The organism is Kineococcus siccus (assembly GCF_009906795.1).
GTDB lineage: Bacteria > Actinomycetota > Actinomycetes > Actinomycetales > Kineococcaceae > Kineococcus > Kineococcus siccus.
This window is the reverse complement of sequence record NZ_JAAALN010000102.1, coordinates 1-15193: the sequence shown is the minus strand read 5'-3', so window position 1 is coordinate 15193 and position 15193 is coordinate 1. Positions and strand designations below refer to the sequence as shown.

At 76.6% G+C, this 15193-nt stretch carries 12 protein-coding genes and 1 tRNA gene; 7 read left to right on the top strand and 6 right to left on the bottom strand.

Going from position 1 to position 15193, the window contains the following annotated elements; genetic code table 11:
• Positions 1 to 201: 201 nt before the first annotated feature.
• The 5 genes from GTR02_RS12510 to GTR02_RS12490 all read left to right on the top strand — a co-directional run bounded on the left by GTR02_RS12510 (position 202) and on the right by GTR02_RS12490 (position 4670).
• Entirely contained in the window at positions 202 to 1248 is a 1047-nt protein-coding gene (locus GTR02_RS12510) for a hypothetical protein (protein WP_166607827.1), read from the top strand.
• Entirely contained in the window at positions 1245 to 2009 is a 765-nt protein-coding gene (locus tag GTR02_RS24460; protein WP_166607826.1) for a PilZ domain-containing protein, read from the top strand. Before GTR02_RS12510 ends, GTR02_RS24460 begins: the two co-directional genes overlap by 4 nt.
• On the top strand, positions 2006 to 2266 hold the full coding sequence (locus GTR02_RS12500) for a hypothetical protein (RefSeq protein ID WP_166607825.1): 261 nt from the start codon (positions 2006 to 2008) through the stop codon (positions 2264 to 2266). Before GTR02_RS24460 ends, GTR02_RS12500 begins: the two co-directional genes overlap by 4 nt.
• A 203-nt stretch (positions 2267 to 2469) precedes the next feature.
• Positions 2470 to 2706, top strand: a complete 237-nt coding sequence (csrA, locus tag GTR02_RS12495) for a carbon storage regulator CsrA (protein ID WP_166607824.1) — start codon at positions 2470 to 2472, stop codon at positions 2704 to 2706.
• A gap of 164 nt (positions 2707 to 2870) precedes the next feature.
• Entirely contained in the window at positions 2871 to 4670 is a 1800-nt protein-coding gene (locus tag GTR02_RS12490) for a diguanylate cyclase domain-containing protein (RefSeq protein ID WP_166607823.1), read from the top strand.
• A gap of 392 nt (positions 4671 to 5062) precedes the next feature.
• Here GTR02_RS12490 and GTR02_RS24455 read toward each other — a convergent pair whose 3' ends face one another.
• The 4 genes from GTR02_RS24455 to GTR02_RS12470 all read right to left on the bottom strand — a co-directional run bounded on the left by GTR02_RS24455 (position 5063) and on the right by GTR02_RS12470 (position 11134).
• The gene (locus tag GTR02_RS24455; RefSeq protein ID WP_205709153.1) at positions 5063 to 6301 is read right to left on the bottom strand and encodes a phosphatase domain-containing protein; all 1239 of its coding nucleotides are present in this window, start codon (positions 6299 to 6301) and stop codon (positions 5063 to 5065) included.
• 65 nt (positions 6302 to 6366) lie between these two features.
• Complete coding sequence (locus GTR02_RS12480) at positions 6367 to 7335, bottom strand: NAD-dependent epimerase/dehydratase family protein (protein ID WP_166607822.1); 969 nt, start codon at positions 7333 to 7335, stop codon at positions 6367 to 6369.
• Complete coding sequence (locus tag GTR02_RS12475; RefSeq protein ID WP_205709152.1) at positions 7332 to 10091, bottom strand: alpha/beta fold hydrolase; 2760 nt, start codon at positions 10089 to 10091, stop codon at positions 7332 to 7334. Before GTR02_RS12475 ends, GTR02_RS12480 begins: the two co-directional genes overlap by 4 nt.
• Positions 10088 to 11134 (bottom strand): 3-oxoacyl-ACP synthase III, encoded by a 1047-nt coding sequence (locus GTR02_RS12470; RefSeq protein WP_166607821.1) that lies wholly within the window; start codon positions 11132 to 11134, stop codon positions 10088 to 10090. Before GTR02_RS12470 ends, GTR02_RS12475 begins: the two co-directional genes overlap by 4 nt.
• 410 nt (positions 11135 to 11544) lie before the next feature.
• Between GTR02_RS12470 and GTR02_RS12465 the strand changes: the two genes are divergently transcribed.
• A tRNA-Leu gene (locus GTR02_RS12465) sits at positions 11545 to 11629 on the top strand.
• A 140-nt stretch (positions 11630 to 11769) separates the two neighbouring features.
• Positions 11770 to 13557 carry a DEAD/DEAH box helicase gene (locus GTR02_RS12460; protein ID WP_166607820.1) on the top strand — a complete coding sequence of 596 codons (1788 nt, stop codon included), beginning with the start codon at positions 11770 to 11772 and terminating at the stop codon, positions 13555 to 13557.
• Between the two features lie 33 nt (positions 13558 to 13590).
• On the opposite strand, the gene GTR02_RS12455 is transcribed toward GTR02_RS12460, so the two are convergent.
• Both GTR02_RS12455 and GTR02_RS12450 read right to left on the bottom strand, forming a co-directional pair.
• Positions 13591 to 14571: an aldo/keto reductase gene (locus tag GTR02_RS12455; protein WP_166607819.1), complete on the bottom strand. Its 981-nt coding sequence runs from the start codon at positions 14569 to 14571 to the stop codon at positions 13591 to 13593.
• Between the two features lie 81 nt (positions 14572 to 14652).
• Positions 14653 to 15120 carry a thioesterase family protein gene (locus GTR02_RS12450; RefSeq protein WP_205709151.1) on the bottom strand — a complete coding sequence of 156 codons (468 nt, stop codon included), beginning with the start codon at positions 15118 to 15120 and terminating at the stop codon, positions 14653 to 14655.
• Positions 15121 to 15193: the final 73 nt, after the last annotated feature.

Sequence of the window (15193 nt, the reverse complement as noted above, 5' to 3'; positions counted from 1 at the left end):
GCCCCCGCGCCCGCCCCGCACCGGCCGATCTCCACGGAGGGGGACAGCTTCGCGTTCGCCCTCGCCTCGATGCGCCGTCACCTGAGCGACGGCTCGCCTTCGACTGCACCGAACGTCACACCTGTTGTACCGTCTGTCACTCAAGCACCCCTGGCTCGACACGAGGGCTCCGGGGCCGCCGCACGCGTGACGGAGGACTACGTGAGCCCTGACCAGTTCGGCACGTCCAACGGTGTGGCCTCGGCCCACCGCGTGGGAGAGCGCGCGTACGCCGAGAACGCCGAGGGGTTCGCCGAGCCGCGCGCCGCGGCGCCCCTGCAGCGCGACGAGCACCAGCGCGTCCCGGCCGACCGCGGCTACGAGGGTCGCGGCTACGACGCCCCCGAGACGCACGCCTACGAGCCGCCGGCCGCCGAGGCCGACGAGCGCGAGTCGCGCCGCCACCGCCCCGAGGCCGACCGCTACGAGGGTGAGCGCTACGAGGCGGACCGCTACGAGGGTGAGCGCTACGAGGCGGACCGCTACGACGGTCCCCGCGAGCGCCCCGCCGGCCGGGAGGTCACGGATCGTCGCGAGAACGAGGCACCCGAGCCCCGTTCGGCGTATCGTGACGACGTGACCACGTACAGCGACCGCCAGGCGCCCCGCCGCTCCGTGTCCCGCGAGCAGAACGAGCCCGGCGACGTCCTCCGCCTGGCCCGCGAGATCGACGTCCCGAACCCCCTGCGCATCGGCGCCGGCGAGATCGTCATCGTCGTCGGCGAGGCCGACGCCGTCGTGGCCGCCAGCCTGCTGGTCGCCGACGAGGTGGGGTCCGAGGCCCCCGTCGTGCTCGGCCGCGCCGACGTGCACCGCACGGTCACCGCGGAGGAGCTGCCCCAGCGCCAGGAGCAGGCGCGCCGCTGGAGCGCCCCGCTCACCGTCGCGCTGCCGGCCCGTCCCACCGGGGCCGACGCCGAGCGCGCCGCCCGCCTCGCCGCCAGCGTCGGCCCCGCGGCCGTCGTGGTCTGCGTCGACGCCACCCGGCGCTCGCACGCCGTGACCGGTCTGCTCCGCGCGCTCGACGCCGCCGGCGTCCCCGCCCGCCGCGTCGCGGTGCACCGCGCCGCGGAGAGCCCGGACCCGCTGGACGTCCTCTCCCTGGACGTGCCCGTCGGCTTCCTCGACGGGCGGCCCGCGACCTCGGGGGCGTGGGCGGGGCTGCTCCTCGACGCGACGTCCGAGCCCGGCAGCTCCCTCGGTCGGTGAGCCCCGGCCTCGGGGGGACGCGCACCGCGGTGGGCGTCCCCACGGGGTGGCCCGGTCTCAACGACCGGGTCCACGTGCGCCTGGACCTTCCCGCGCGCGCCGACGGTGACGAGTTCGACGAGATCACCCGCGTCGAGGACGTCCGCCACGACTCCGGCGGCGACGTCCTCGTCGTCGCGGCCCCGCCGTTCGCCGGGGACCTGCACGTCGCCGTCGAGGGCAAGAGCATCACCGTCGCCTGGTCGACCCCGCGCGGGCAGTGCCGGCAGGACTTCGTCATCACCGCCGTCGCGCGGCGCCTCGTGCCGTGCTGGGAGCTGCTCGCCGACGGCCCCGTCACGACCGAGCAGCGCCGGCGCTTCGTGCGCGTCCCCGTCGTCGGTCGCGCTGCGATGCACCACGTCCTGCACGCCCGCGACGACGCGGCGGAGGTCGCGGCCCGTGACCCCGGCGAGCTCAAGCTCGACGCGGAGATGGTCGATCTGAGTGAGGGCGGCGCCTGCGTCCGCGCCGCCGCCCGCCCCTGGGTGGGGGCCGGCCGCGAGGTCCGGCTCGAACTCGACGTCGACGGGGTCGCCGTCGTGCAGCTCGCGGAGGTCCTGCGCGTGCGACCCGTCCCCGGGTCGACCTCGCTGGACGCCGACCGGCCGCAGGACGCGGTCCTCGAGTTCGTCGAGCCGGTCCCGGTCCAGGTCGCGGACCGGGTGCGCCGCTACGTCATGAGGATCCAGATCGAGAACCGCCGCCGAGGGGAACGATGAAAGCACTCGTGCTCGCCGCCAGCCTGCTGATGGCCGGCCCGTCGATCGTCGCCGCCTTCACCGGCAGCGGCGGGGTCGACACCGCCCTGTGGCACCTGGCGCTCGCGCTGCTCGTCGCGCTCGTCGCCGGCAAGGTGCTGCGCTCGGTGCTCACGGGGTACGAGCGCGCCTCCGAGCAGGCGGCGCAGACCGCTCGCGTCGAGGAGGCCGCGGCCCGTCGCGCCGAGGCGCTCGAACGTCGGCGCAGCGCCGCCTGAGCCCGACCGCGCCCGACCACCGCGCCGCCCGACCGTCCCGGCCTCGCCCCCTTGAGGGGCGGGGCCGTCGTCGTGTCCGGGCGGGCCTGCGGCACCGGGGTCGGGGACGTCCCTGCGGCACACGCGCCCCGACCGTCTCCCTCGTCCCGAAGACATCACTGTTTCCACATGGACGAACACGGTTCGTCACCTATGCTGCTCCCATGCTGGTCCTGACGCGCAAGGCCGGGGAGTCCGTCGTCATCGGTGACGAAGTCGTCGTGCGCGTGCTGGAGGTGCGCGGTGACGTCGTCCGGGTCGGCATCGACGCGCCCCGCGACGTGCAGGTGCACCGGCAGGAGGTGTACGAGGCCGTCCGCGAGGCGAACCTCGCCGCGGCCGCGGCCTCCGAGGAGGCCATCACGGCCCTGCGGGGCATCGTCCGGCGCGCGGGGTCCTGACCCGGCCGGGACCCCTGACCCGCCGGGACCTCTGCGGCCGCAACCCCTCTGGCCGGGACCGCCTCCACCGCCCGGCTCCCTCGATCCGCTGACGTCCGCGGCTCAAGTCCGCCGCCGACGTGCCGATGCCCTGCTGGACGGTGGGGGAGCGAGGAGGGCACGACGTGGTTGCAGCGCGCACGAGCGCTCGTCCGGCACCCGGTGGGGCCACCGGTGACCTGCGGCGGACCGCCGGCACCGCCCACGCCGCACTGCCCGCCCCGCTCGACGCCGCCGCGCTGTCCGACGCGGTGGAGGCCTCCGGCCTGGCCCTGCTCGTGCTCGACGCCCGCGGTGCCCTGCGCCACGTGACGCGCGGTGCCGCCCTGCTGCTGGCCCTGGATCCCGCGGCCGCCCTCGGGAGCGCACGCCTGTCCTGGTGGACGGGTCTGGACCTCGACGACGGCGCGGCCTCCCCGCACGCCGGTGCACCGGCCGGGCGCGCACCGCACGGCACCGACCTGCTGCGGGCGCTCGGTCCCGGCCCCCTGGACGCCGACGTCTGCGTCGAGCGGTCCGACGGCCGGCGGCTGCTCGTGCACGTCCGCGCCGTCGCGCTGCCGGGCGGGGGAGCGACGCTGTCCCTGCGCGACGTCGGGGCGGAGCGCGACGCCGCCCGGCTCGCCCGCGAGCTCCTGGCCCGCCAGGAGGCCGTGATCTCCGCGTCCCCCGACACGATCTACCGGCTCGACCTCCTCCAGCGGGTGGTGGAGTGGACCAACACCCCCGGCGGCGCCGTGCTCGGCCTGCCCGGGAGCGGCCCGCTCGCCGCGGCCGAGCACGTCCACGCCGACGACCGGCCCGCGCTGGCGAGCGCCCTCGCCGCGCTGTCCACGGCCGGTGAGGGCGAGGTCGTCGAGTGCACCTACCGCGTCGACGTCGCCGGGGAGTGGCGCTGGGTGCACACCCGCTCGGTCGTCAGCGACCGGCGGGCCGGGGTGCCCGTGCGGGCCGTGGGCATCGCCCAGGACCTCACCGAGACGATCACGACCATGGACGCGCTCGCCGGCTCCGAGCGCCGCTTCCACGAGATCTTCGCCCGCGGCCCCGTGGGCATGCTGCTGCACGGCCTCGACGGCTGGATCAGCGAGGTCAACGACGCCCTGTGCACCTTCCTCGAGCGGGACGCGGCGGAGCTGCTGGGCACCAGCGCCGACGAGCTGCTGGCCCCCGTGGCGCCCGCCGGCGGCGACGAGGCGGACGCGCGCGCGGAGACGGCCCTCGCCGCGCAGCAGCTGGCGGACCTCGTCGCGGGGACCGTGGAGGTCGTGCACCGCGAGCGGCGCTTCGAGCTGCCCTCCGGTGCCGTGGCGTGGGCGCAGCTGTCCCTGTCCACCACCACCACGTCCGAGGGGCAGCCCGCCGTGCTCGTCTTCGTGGAGGACGTCACCGCCCGCCGCCGCGAGGTCGAGCAGCTGGCGCACGCCGCCCGCCACGACGCGCTCACGGGGCTGCCCAACCGTGCCGCCGTGCACGAGCGGCTGACCGCGGCCGTGGCGCGCACCCGCCGCCGCGGTGGCCGCGTCGCCGTCCTCTTCGTCGACCTCGACCACTTCAAGGAGGTCAACGACGCCCTCGGGCACCAGGCCGGCGACGACGTGCTGCGCGAGGTGGCCGACCGGCTGCGCGGCGTGCTGCGCGCGGGCGACACCGCCGCACGCCTGGGCGGCGACGAGTTCGTCGTCGTGTGCGAGGACGTCGAGGACGAGGCCGCCCTCGCGGCCGTGGCGGCGCGGGTCTGCGCCGAGCTGACCGTCGTGGTGCCGCTGCCGGACGGGGCCGTGGAGGTCACCGCCAGCGTGGGGGCCGTCCTCACCGACGGCTCCCGCTCGGCCGCGGAGCTGCTGCGCGACGCCGACACCGCCATGTACGCGGCCAAGACGGCCGGCCGGGCCTGCTGGCGCTCCGACCGGCCCACGCGGTGACGCACATCACCCCTCGGTGCGCCCGTCCGGGGGACGCCCCCCGCAGCCGCCGTCACTAGACTCCCACCACGGGACGAGACGCCACCAGCGCTCGAGTCCCTCTCGATCCGCGCACCCCCCACGGGGTGAGGACAGCGCCGTCTGCGGTTCGACGAGCAGCAGCGCCCGACGTGCCCACGAGGAGCGTCGGCCGGTCCTAGCACGGAGGTCAGCATGAACGAGGCACACCAGCACGACCCGCAGGTCATCGACGTCCGCGACGTCATCGACCTCACCACGGTCGCCAACCCGCGGCGCGTGCGGCTCTGACGAGCAGCACCCCGTGACGACGAGGGCCGGTCCGCACCGCGGACCGGCCCTCGTCACGTCCGGGGGCCGCGGACCGGGCGGGGTCAGCCGCGGCGCAGCACGCCCGCGCGGTACCAGCGGTGCATCAGCTCGTAGCCGTTGTCGCCGCTGACCCACGGGACCTCGCTGTCGACCGGCTGGCTCGGCGACGCCAGCGCGTGCCCGCCCGCGAGCAGCTGCTCCGCCGGCGTCAGGCGCCGGATGCCTACCGCCGCAACACGTTCGGGGGCCGCCGCGAGGAACTCCGCGTAGATGCTCGGGTCGTGCTGACCGTCGTCGCCGACCAGCAGCCACGTGACCTGCGGGAGTTCCTGCACGAGGCGGGCCAGGGAACCCCGCTTGTGCGCTCGGCCGTCGCGGAACCACCCCGTGTTGGTCGGGCCCCAGTCGGTCAGCAGCAGCGGACCCTCCGGGTACCCGGAGCGGCTGAGGAAGCGCACCAGGGTCGGTGCCGCGTTCCACGCCCCCGTCGACAGGTACACGACGGGGGACCCGGGGTTCTCCTCGACGAACTGCTGGTACAGCTCGGCCATCCCGTTGACGGGCACACGCGCACGCTCGTCGATGACGAAGCTGTTCCACGCCGCGATGAGCGGCCGGGGCAGGCGCGTCACGACGACGGTGTCGTCGATGTCGCTGAGCAGCCCGAGCTGCGGCTGCGGGCCGACGACCACGACGCGGGCCGTGCCGACGCGGCGCACCGCGGCCTCGGGCGCCAGCTCCGCGCCGCCCTCGGTGTCGTCCGCGACGACCTCCAGCACCTCGTCCGCCGCCTCGTCGGCCGCTGCGTCCGGCGCTGGGTCGGGGCCGCCGGGGTCCACGCTCAGGGTGATCTCGTGCTCGCCGGGCGGCAGGTCGACGTCGATGACCTGGTCGAGGTAGCCGCCGCGGTCGGTGACCAGCACGCGCTCCTGGCCGCCGATGCGCACGTGCACGGCCTGCCCCGCGACCGGCACCGTGAGGAAGTTGCGCCAGCCGCGCACCGACACGGGCGCGGGGACGTCCTTCGCGGCCTCGTCGCGGCCCAGCAGCACCCGGCCCAGCACCCGCACCCAGCCGGGGCCGCCGTAGCCGGGGAAGGCCAGGGCGAAGGCGTGGTACCCGCGGCGGCGCAGGCCCGACCCCACCACGCCCTTGAGCGCGTTCTCGATGCGCGCGGCCCGGTGCAGCGAGTGCTCCCCGGGCCGCGACTGCAGGTCGACCTCGCGCAGCTGCTCGTAGTTGCGGCGGGCCTCCTGGCGCAGCTCCACGCGGCGGGCCCTGCGAGCGTCCGGCGTGATCACGGCCCCACGCTAGCCGGGCGGGCCGGTCGCCGCGCGGGGGAGGCGCCGCCCCCGCGCGGGCGCCGTCAGCGCCCGAAGCCGCCCGCGAGCCGGCGGAACCCCTCGTCCAGGGGCACGCGCGGCGCCCACCGCAGGACCTCTCGCGTGCGGCGCTGGTCGAACCAGTGCGCGGTGGACAGCTGCTCGGCGAGGAAGCGCGTCATGGGCGGCTCGTCGGGCAGCCGCCCCCACGTCCAGACCCGCTCGACGACGCTGCCCGCCACCTTCGCGGCCGCCGCGGGCACGCGGCGGGTCGGTGCGGGCACGCCCGCCGCCGCGCAGATGCGGGCGAAGACCTCGGCGACCGTGCGCGGTTCCCCGTTCGTCACGACGAAGGCCTGCCCGTGGGCGACGTCGGCGCGGTCGGCCGCGGCGAGCATCGCGTCGACGGCGTTGTCGACGTAGGTGGTGTCGATGAGCGCCGTGCCGGCGTCCAGCAGGGGCAGCCGGCCGGCGCGGGCGCGGTCGGCGATGCGCTGCACCAGCTGCGTGTCGCCCGGCCCGATGACGATGTGCGGGCGCACCGCGACGACCGCGAAGCCCGGGGCGTCCGCAGCCAGCGCGAGCAGCTCCGCCTGGCCCTTGGTGACCGCGTACGAGCCGTGGGCCGCGCCCGGGTCGGCGGGCGTCGTGCCCGCGCCGACCAGCGCCGACCCCGCGTGCGCCACCGAGGGCGAGGACACCATCACGAAGCGCCGGACCCCCGCGGCCCGCGCCTGCGCGAGCAGCGTCCGCGTGCCGTCGACGTTGACCGCGACGAACTCCGCGTGCGGGCCCGTGATGGACACCTTGGCCGCCAGGTGCACGACCGTGTCCACGCCGGCCACGGCCGCGCGCACCGCGTCGGGGTCGGTGATGGAGCCGAGCACCTCCTCGGTGCCCTCGAGGCCGCTCGGCCGACGCTGCAGCACGCGCACGGCGTCCCCGCGCCGCGCGAAGGCCCGCGCGGTCTCGCGGCCCAGCATGCCGCTGGCGCCCGTGACGAGGACCCTCACCGCCGCCTCCCTCCCGCGCGCCCCGGCACCAGCGGGGGCACGCGCTCACCCGCGAGGGCCCGGCCGGCCCACGCCGCGACCCGGACCCGGTCGATCTTGGAGTTGTGCCGCACGTCCGTCGGCAGGGCCGGGACGAGGAGCACGGCGACCAGGTCGCGGCCCGTCGCGGTGCGCACGGCCTCGGCGAGCTCGGGGTCCGCGACACTCGTGCGCGCCACGGGCTCGCTCGCCTCGGCGACCACCGCGAGCTGGCGCGCCGGCCGGGGGCCGACGCCCACGAGGGCGGCGCGCGCGATGCCGGGCACCGACTCCGCCCGCTGCTCCACGCCCACGGGCGTCACCACCTCCGTGCCCGTGACCACGACGTGCGCGAGCCGGCCCTCGATCCACACCCGCCCCTGCGCGTCCAGGTGCCCGACGTCACCCGTGCGGTGCCAGCGCCGCGGTGCGGCCCCGGCGGGCGCGCGGACCGCGACGCTGTCGGCCTGCGTCAGCCACAGCTGGTCGTAGTGGTCCTTGACGTGGGAGGCGCCGACGACGACCTCGCCCGTCACGTCGGCGTCCAGGACGAGCTGCTCACCCGCGTGCCCGTCGGCGTCCAGCGGCGCGATCGCGACGACGGCGCCCTCGACCGGACGGCCCACGCAGATGCCCTCGCCGGCCCCGGCCGCGAGGACCTCGTCGAGGCTGACGTCGGTCGCGGGCAGCACCTCCGTGGCGCCGTAGGGGCTGCGCGGGTCGGCCAGCGGCATCAGGGTCCTCGCGCGCTGCAGCAGCGCGTCCGGCACGGGCGCACCCGCGGACAGCAGCACCTGCACCCGGGCCAGCGCGGCGCGGTCCGCGTCGTCGAGCGCGTCCGCCGTGGCGAGCACGTTGACCAGGGCGGCGGGGGACAGGAACGCCGAGGTCGACCCGCTCGCCGCCACGGCCGCCGCGAGGGCGCTCGCGGTGAGCGTCGCGGGGCGCGTGACGTCCATGGCCGGCACGACGCACGTCGCGCCCAGCGCGGGCCCGAACAGCGCGAACGGGGCGAAGGCCGAGACGAGCCCCTGGCCCGGCCCGATCCGGATCGTGGCGCCCATGGCCGCGGCCAGCTCCGAGAGCTGGCGGTGGGTGTAGACGACGCCCTTGGCCGGGCCGGTGGAGCCGGACGTGAAGAGCACGACGGCCTCGGCCGACGGCTCGGGCGCCGGGGGCAGCGCCACCCCCTCGGCCAGGCGGCGCGCCCCCAGGGCGGCGAGGTCGGCGAGCGTGACGCGCGTGCCGGTCAGGCGCAGCACCTCGTCGGCGACGGGCCCGGCGGCGACCCGGCGCCCCGGCCAGCCCAGCACGCGTGCCCCGACCAGGGCCCGCGAGACGCCGATGACGACGTCGACGCCGGCTCCCCGCACGGCGCGCGTGAGCCCGCGCAGGCCCAGGCCCGCGTCGGCGAGCACCCCGACCGCGCCGATGCGCACGACGGCGTACACGGCCGCGGTCAGGTCCGCGCCGGGTGGCACGAGCAGCGAGACGCGCTGCCCGGGCTCGACGCCGAACTCCAGCAGCCCCGCCGCGATCTCCTGCGTGCGCCGGTGCAGCAGCGACCACGGCACGCGCCGGGCCACGCCGTCGGGGCCCATCTCGACCACAGCCTCCTCGGCGGAGTCCGCGCGCTCGTCCAGTCGCGTCCAGAGCGGGACGTGCGGGGACCCTTCGGGCGCGGTCGCCTCCTCCTCGGCGGGAGGTGCGGCGGGGGAGCCGAGCCGGGTGTCCAGCCAGCGCAGGACGGCCCCGGCCACGTCGGCGTCCTCGGGCAGCAGGTGCCCGGCGCCCTCGAAGCGGTGGACGTCGGCGCCGGGCAGCCGCCGTCGCCAGTCCCGCAGGTACTCCTCGCCGAACACGGGGTCGCGCGGCCCCCACAGCACCAGGGCGGGCAGCCCGGAGCGCCCGAGCCGCTCAGCGCCCGCGGCGACCTCGTCGATCGCGGGGCGCGACGCGTGGGCCGGGCCGACGGGCACGTCGGCCACGAAGTCCTCCACCCCCGCCCGGTCGGCCGCGCCGCGGTAGGGGGCGCGGTAGGCCGCGCGCACGTCGGCGGCCAGCGGCGGGTGCGTCAGGGCCAGCGTCGTGCGCAGGAACGCGTCGGTGCGGCTCGTGACCAGCGGCAGGACCCCGGGCAGGGTCGCGAGCCGCAGCGGGCCGGGCGCCGGGTCCTCGGCGGGGTGCGCGGCCGCGGTGTTCATCACGACGAGCCCCGCGAGGCGCCGCGGGCGTTCCACCGCGCGGTGCCGTCCCGCGGGCGCCCCGGCGCGGGCCCGCGCGTGCGCGTCCTCCGCCGCGGCCCAGCCGGTCGCGATCACGCCACCCCAGTCGTGCCCGACCGCGACGACGTCGCCGGTCAGCCCGAGGGTCTCCACGAGCGCGCCGAGGTCGCGCACGCGGTGCGCGAGGCCCCGGCGCACGCCCGTGCGCTCGGAGTAGCCCATCTCGAGCTGGTCCACGGCCACGACGCGCCACCCGGCGGCCGCGCCCCGCGCGACGAGGTCGCGCCACAGGTAGGACCACGTCGGGTTGCCGTGCACGCACAGCAGCGTGCCCCGCACGCCGGGCCCGTCGGCGCCGGCGTCCGGTGCGGTGTCGAGGACGTGCCACGTGCGCACGCGCCCGTCGGCGTCCGGCGAGGGCACCAGCCGCGACCACGCGGGGTCCAGCCCCGGCAGCCCGCGGGGGGGCAGCGACGCCGGACGCGCGGGACGGCGGGAGGGGGTCGTCGTCACCAGGCGATCTCGACCATGGCGGAGTTCAGGCCGGAGCCCACCCCCATGGCGATGACGCGGTCGCCGCGCGTCAGCTCCGGCGCCGTCTGCGCCAGGGTCATGGGCAGCGAGATCGGGCCGACGTTGCCCCAGTGCGGGAAGGTGCGCGGCACCTTCTCCGGGTCCAGGCCCAGCCGCTCGACGACGGTCTGGGTGTGCACGCGGGAGATCTGGTGGATGACGAAGCGGTCCGCGTCGCGCCAGCCCCACAGCGCGTCGCCGCCGTTGAAGGCGTCCGCGACGATCTCGATGCCCTCGGTCAGCAGCAGCTTCGCGTCGGTCCGCATGTGCGTCATGTCGCCGATGCACAGCTCGTGGTGGGCGGTGCCCGCGCGGCCCGTCCCGCCGAGGATGCGGTGCGCCTCGGGGTGCTCGTCCGCCCGTCCGAGGACGGCCGCCGCAGCCCCGCAGCCCAGGGTCATGGTGGCGAACTGGTCCAGGAAGTCGCGGCGGGTGACGTCGGGGCGCAGCAGGCGCTCGATGGTGCCCTCGTGCATGGGCCGCACGTCCTCGGCGCCGAGGACGACGGCGTAGCGCACGGCGCCCGCGTCGATCATCGCCGAAGCGACCTGGACGCCGTTGACCCACGCGAGGCACGCGTTGGCGAGGTCGAAGTTGAGCGCGGACGTGGGCAGGTCCATCGCGTGGTGGATCGACGTCGCGACCGCGGGCTCCAGGAACGGGCGGGTCACCGTGGTGCTGATGACGACCCCGACATCCTTGGCGTCCACCCCGGCCTCGGAGAGGGCCTTCAGCCCGCACTCGGCCGCGGCGTCGGAGGCCTGCGCGCCATCGGACCACCAGCGGCGCTCGCGGACGCCGGCGACCTTCTCGAGCAGGCCCGGGCGCAGCTTCAGCCGCTCCATCGTGGGGGCCAGGACCTCGTCGAAGTACGAGGAGGGGACGACGACCGGCGCCTCGAGGTGCGTCACCGAGAGCAGGGCCGCGTTGGCCGGCCGGAACGTCGAGTTCCCCGCGGCGTCCTGGCGGGTGGTGTCGTTCAAGGGCTTCCCCAGTCCGTGGTGGTCGACCGCCCACCCGGGCTCTGCGCTCGTGACGGGCGCCCGCGTGGCTGTTCAGCGGCGCTGGCCCAGGTTAGCCGCCGTTCGGCCTCGCGCCTCCGCACGCCACCGCCCGGGCCTCCGCTCACCCCTCGCGGTCACCGAGCGTGCCGGATCCCCAGCCAGGAGTGAGCAGCGACGTCGCTGACGTGATCAACGCGCGGGACGCCACCCGTGGTTCCCCCGCCGTGCACGCGCCCGCCGTCCGTCGTGCCCCCCGGCGGGGTGGCGCCCGCTCGCGGGCGCGTCCGCCCCGGCCGCCGGGGTGACGCAGGGTGCGCGGCGCGCGCCCCGCTGCGTGCTACGGTCTTCCCCGTTCCGCCCGGCGTCCGCGCCGGGTCTGGAGCCCACTCGTCCGGGTGGCGGAATAGGCAGACGCGCTAGCTTGAGGTGCTAGTCCACGTATAGTGGGTGGGGGTTCAAGTCCCCCTCCGGACACTCGTTGAGACAGCGACGGAGAAGGCCCCGACCAGCACTCGTGCCGGTCGGGGCCTTCTTCGTAACCGCGGGCCCGCGGTGGTCGCGGTTGCGGGGCCCGGGCGCGCGGATCGGCCCGCCGCACGCGGGAGGATGTCCCCGTGACGAGTGCAGCGGAGACGACCGAGCCGGCCGGGGACGCGGGGGCGGACGCGCGGCCCGAGCCCGCGGAGGAGGGCGGCACCTTCGCCGACCTGGGGCTGCGCCCGGAGCTCCTGAGCGTCCTGACCGGGCTCGGCTACGAGGAGCCCACGCCGATCCAGCGCGAGGCGGTGCCGCCCCTGGTCGAGGGCCGGGACCTGCAGGGCCAGGCGGCCACGGGCACGGGGAAGACCGCGGCCTACGCGCTGCCCGTCCTGCAGCGGCTGCCGGCCGGGCGCACGGAGCGCGACCCCGCGGCCCTCGTGCTGGTGCCCACCCGGGAGCTCGCCATCCAGGTGGCCGAGGCCTTCTACCGCTACGGCCGGGGGCTGGGCACCCGCGTGGTGCCCGTCTACGGCGGTCAGCCGATCGGCCGTCAGCTGCGCGCCCTGGACTCCGGCGTGGACGTGGTCGTCGCGACCCCCGGCCGGGCGCTGGACCACCTGCAGCGCTCGACCCTGCGCCTGGGCGGGCTCACGACCGTCGTGCTGGACGAGGCCGACGAGATGCTGGACATGGGTTTCGCCGAGGACATCGAGACGATCCTCGACGAGACCCCGGACGAGCGGCAGACCGTCATGTTCTCCGCGACGATGCCGCGGCGGCTGGACGCCCTCGCCCGCCGCTACCTGCGCGAGCCCGTGCGCCTGCAGATCGCCCGCGAGCGGCCCGCGTCCGGGCAGGAACCGCTGGTGCGCCAGACCGCCTACGTCGTGCCGCGCGCGAACAAGCCGGCCGCCCTGGTGCGGGTGCTGGACCTCGAGGCGCCGACCGCGGCGCTCGTGTTCTGCCGCACCCGCGAGGAGGTCGACTCGCTGTCGGAGACGCTGAACGCCCGCGGCTACCGGGCCGAGGCGCTGCACGGCGGGATGAGCCAGGAGCAGCGCGACCGGGTCATGGGCCGGCTGCGGGCCGGGACGGCCGACCTGCTGGTGGCCACCGACGTCGCCGCGCGCGGCCTCGACGTCGAGCAGCTGACGCACGTCGTGAACTACGACGTCCCCGCGGCGGCCGAGACGTACGTGCACCGCATCGGCCGCGTCGGGCGCGCGGGCCGCGAGGGCACCGCCATCACCCTCGTGGAACCCCGCGGGCACCGGATGCTCAAGACCATCGAGCACGTCACCGGGTCGCGGGTCCGCGTCGAGAAGCTGCCGACCGTGGCGGACCTGCGCGCTCGGCGGCTGGAGCTCACGCGGGCCGCGCTGCGCGAGAGCCTGCTGGAGGACGAGCTGGACCGGTTCCGGGCCGTCGTGGAGGCCCTGACCGACGAGTTCGACGTCGTGGACGTCGCCCTGGCCGCCGTGAAGCTCGCGCACGAGGCCACCACCCCGTCCGGGGACGACGAGGACATCCCCGACGTCCCGCTGCGCCCGGACCGCGCCGGCACCGCGCGCGGCGAGGACCCGCGCGGGCGTCGCGAGGGCGGGCGGACCCGCTCCGGGGGGCCCGTCGCCCGGGTGTTCATCGGGCTGGGCCGCGCCGCCGGCGTGCGGCCGGGCGACCTCGTCGGCGCCATCACGGGCGAGGCGGGGCTGAACGGCCGCGACGTCGGCGCGATCGAGATCTCCGAGCGGTTCTCGGTCGTCGAGGTCCCCGAGCCCGCGGTCGCCGACGTCATCGCCGCGCTGCGCCAGGCGACCATCAAGGGCCGCCGGCCGACCGTCAAGCGCGACCAGGCGGGTGGCGGTGAGCGGCCGGCGCGCCGCGGTGCCGAGCGTCGGGGCGACGGGCCGCCCCGCGCCTGACCGGAGAGCCGATCAGGCGCGGGGTCGGCGACGTCACCAGGCGTAGGCCTCCGGGGCCGGCCCGCTGCCGTTGGGGAACGGGGCCGGGAACAGCTCGTCGAGCCGGTCCAGCGCCGCCTGGTCCAGGACGAGGTCCAGGGAGCGCAGCGAACCCGTGAGCTGCTCGACGGTCCGCGGACCGATGATGGGCGCGGTGACCGCGGGCCGCGTCAGCAGCCACGCGATGCCGACGTCGGCGGGGTCCGCGCCCAGCTCGCGGCAGAACGCCTCGTAGCCCTCCAGCGCCGCCCGGTTCTCCTCGATGCCGGCGGCGTTGGCGGTGCCGCGGCCCTCGACCCCACCGGCCTGCTTGGCGAGCACCCCGCCCAGCAGGCCACCGGCCAGCGGCGACCACGGGATGACGCCGAGGCCGTAGTGCTCCGCCGCGGGCAGCACCTCGAGCTCCACCCAGCGCGAGAGCAGGTTGTAGAGCGACTGCTCGCTGACGAGGCCGACCAGCTTGCGCTCGGCGGCGCTGGCCTGAGCGGCCGCGAGGTGCCAGCCGGCGAAGTTCGAGGAACCCGCGTAGACGACCTTGCCCTGCTGCCGCAGGACGCTCATGCCCTCCCAGATCTCCTCCCACGGCGTCGCGCGGTCGACGTGGTGCATCTGGTAGAGGTCGATGTGGTCGGTCTGGAGCCGCTGCAGGGAGGCGTCGCAGGCCTTGCGGATGTTGACGGCCGACAGCTTCCCGTCGTTGGGCCAGTCGGTCATGTCGCCGTACAGCTTGGTGGCCAGGACGGTGCGGTCGCGCCGGCCACCGCCCTGGGCGAACCAGCGCCCGACGATCTCCTCCGTCTCGCCCTTGTGGCTGCCGTAGCCGTTGGCGGTGTCGAAGAAGTTGATGCCGTGCTCGTGCGCGGCGTCCATGACGGTGTGGCTGTCGCTCTCGCTGGTGCGGGGCCCGAAGTTCATGGTGCCCAGGCACAGCGGTGAGACGCGCAGGCCGGTGCGGCCGAGTCGGCGGTAGTCCATGCGCCGCAGCCTACGCACGCGCTCGCGGCCCGGCGTGGTGGAACTCCTCGCGCCGGCCCGCCCGCCGTCCGGGCCCAGCGCTCACCAGCCGCGGAACTCGACCTCGGCGCCGAGGTGCGGCGTGAACTGGGCGCGCTCCTCCTCGTCCAGGGCCTGCGGGCGCCCGGAGGTGACGTCGACCAGGACCATGCGGCTGCGGGCGACCGCAGCCACGCTCGCCCGGCCGCCGTGCAGCGCGCGCGCATGGTAGGCCACGTCGACGCTGCTGGTGCCCAGCCGGGTCGCCCAGATGTCGATGGTGAGCTGGTGGCGGCCGTAGAGCAGGGGCGCGCGGTACTCCACCTCGTGGCGCGCGGCCAGCAGGACCCGGGTCGACATCTGCCCACCGGTGCCGACACCGGCCGCGGGGAACGCCGTGAACCGGGCGTCCTCGAAGAAGCGCAGGAACGCCGTGTTGTTCACGTGCCCGAAGGCGTCCATGTCCGACCAGCGCAACGGGATCGGGACCGCCACGGCGTGCGGCAGGGAGAGGTCGGCGAGGGTGCTCACGGCAGCAGTCTGCCGGGTGCGGCGCGCCCGCCCACCGCGACCACACCAGGGCGGGGGCGGGGAGGTCCCCGAG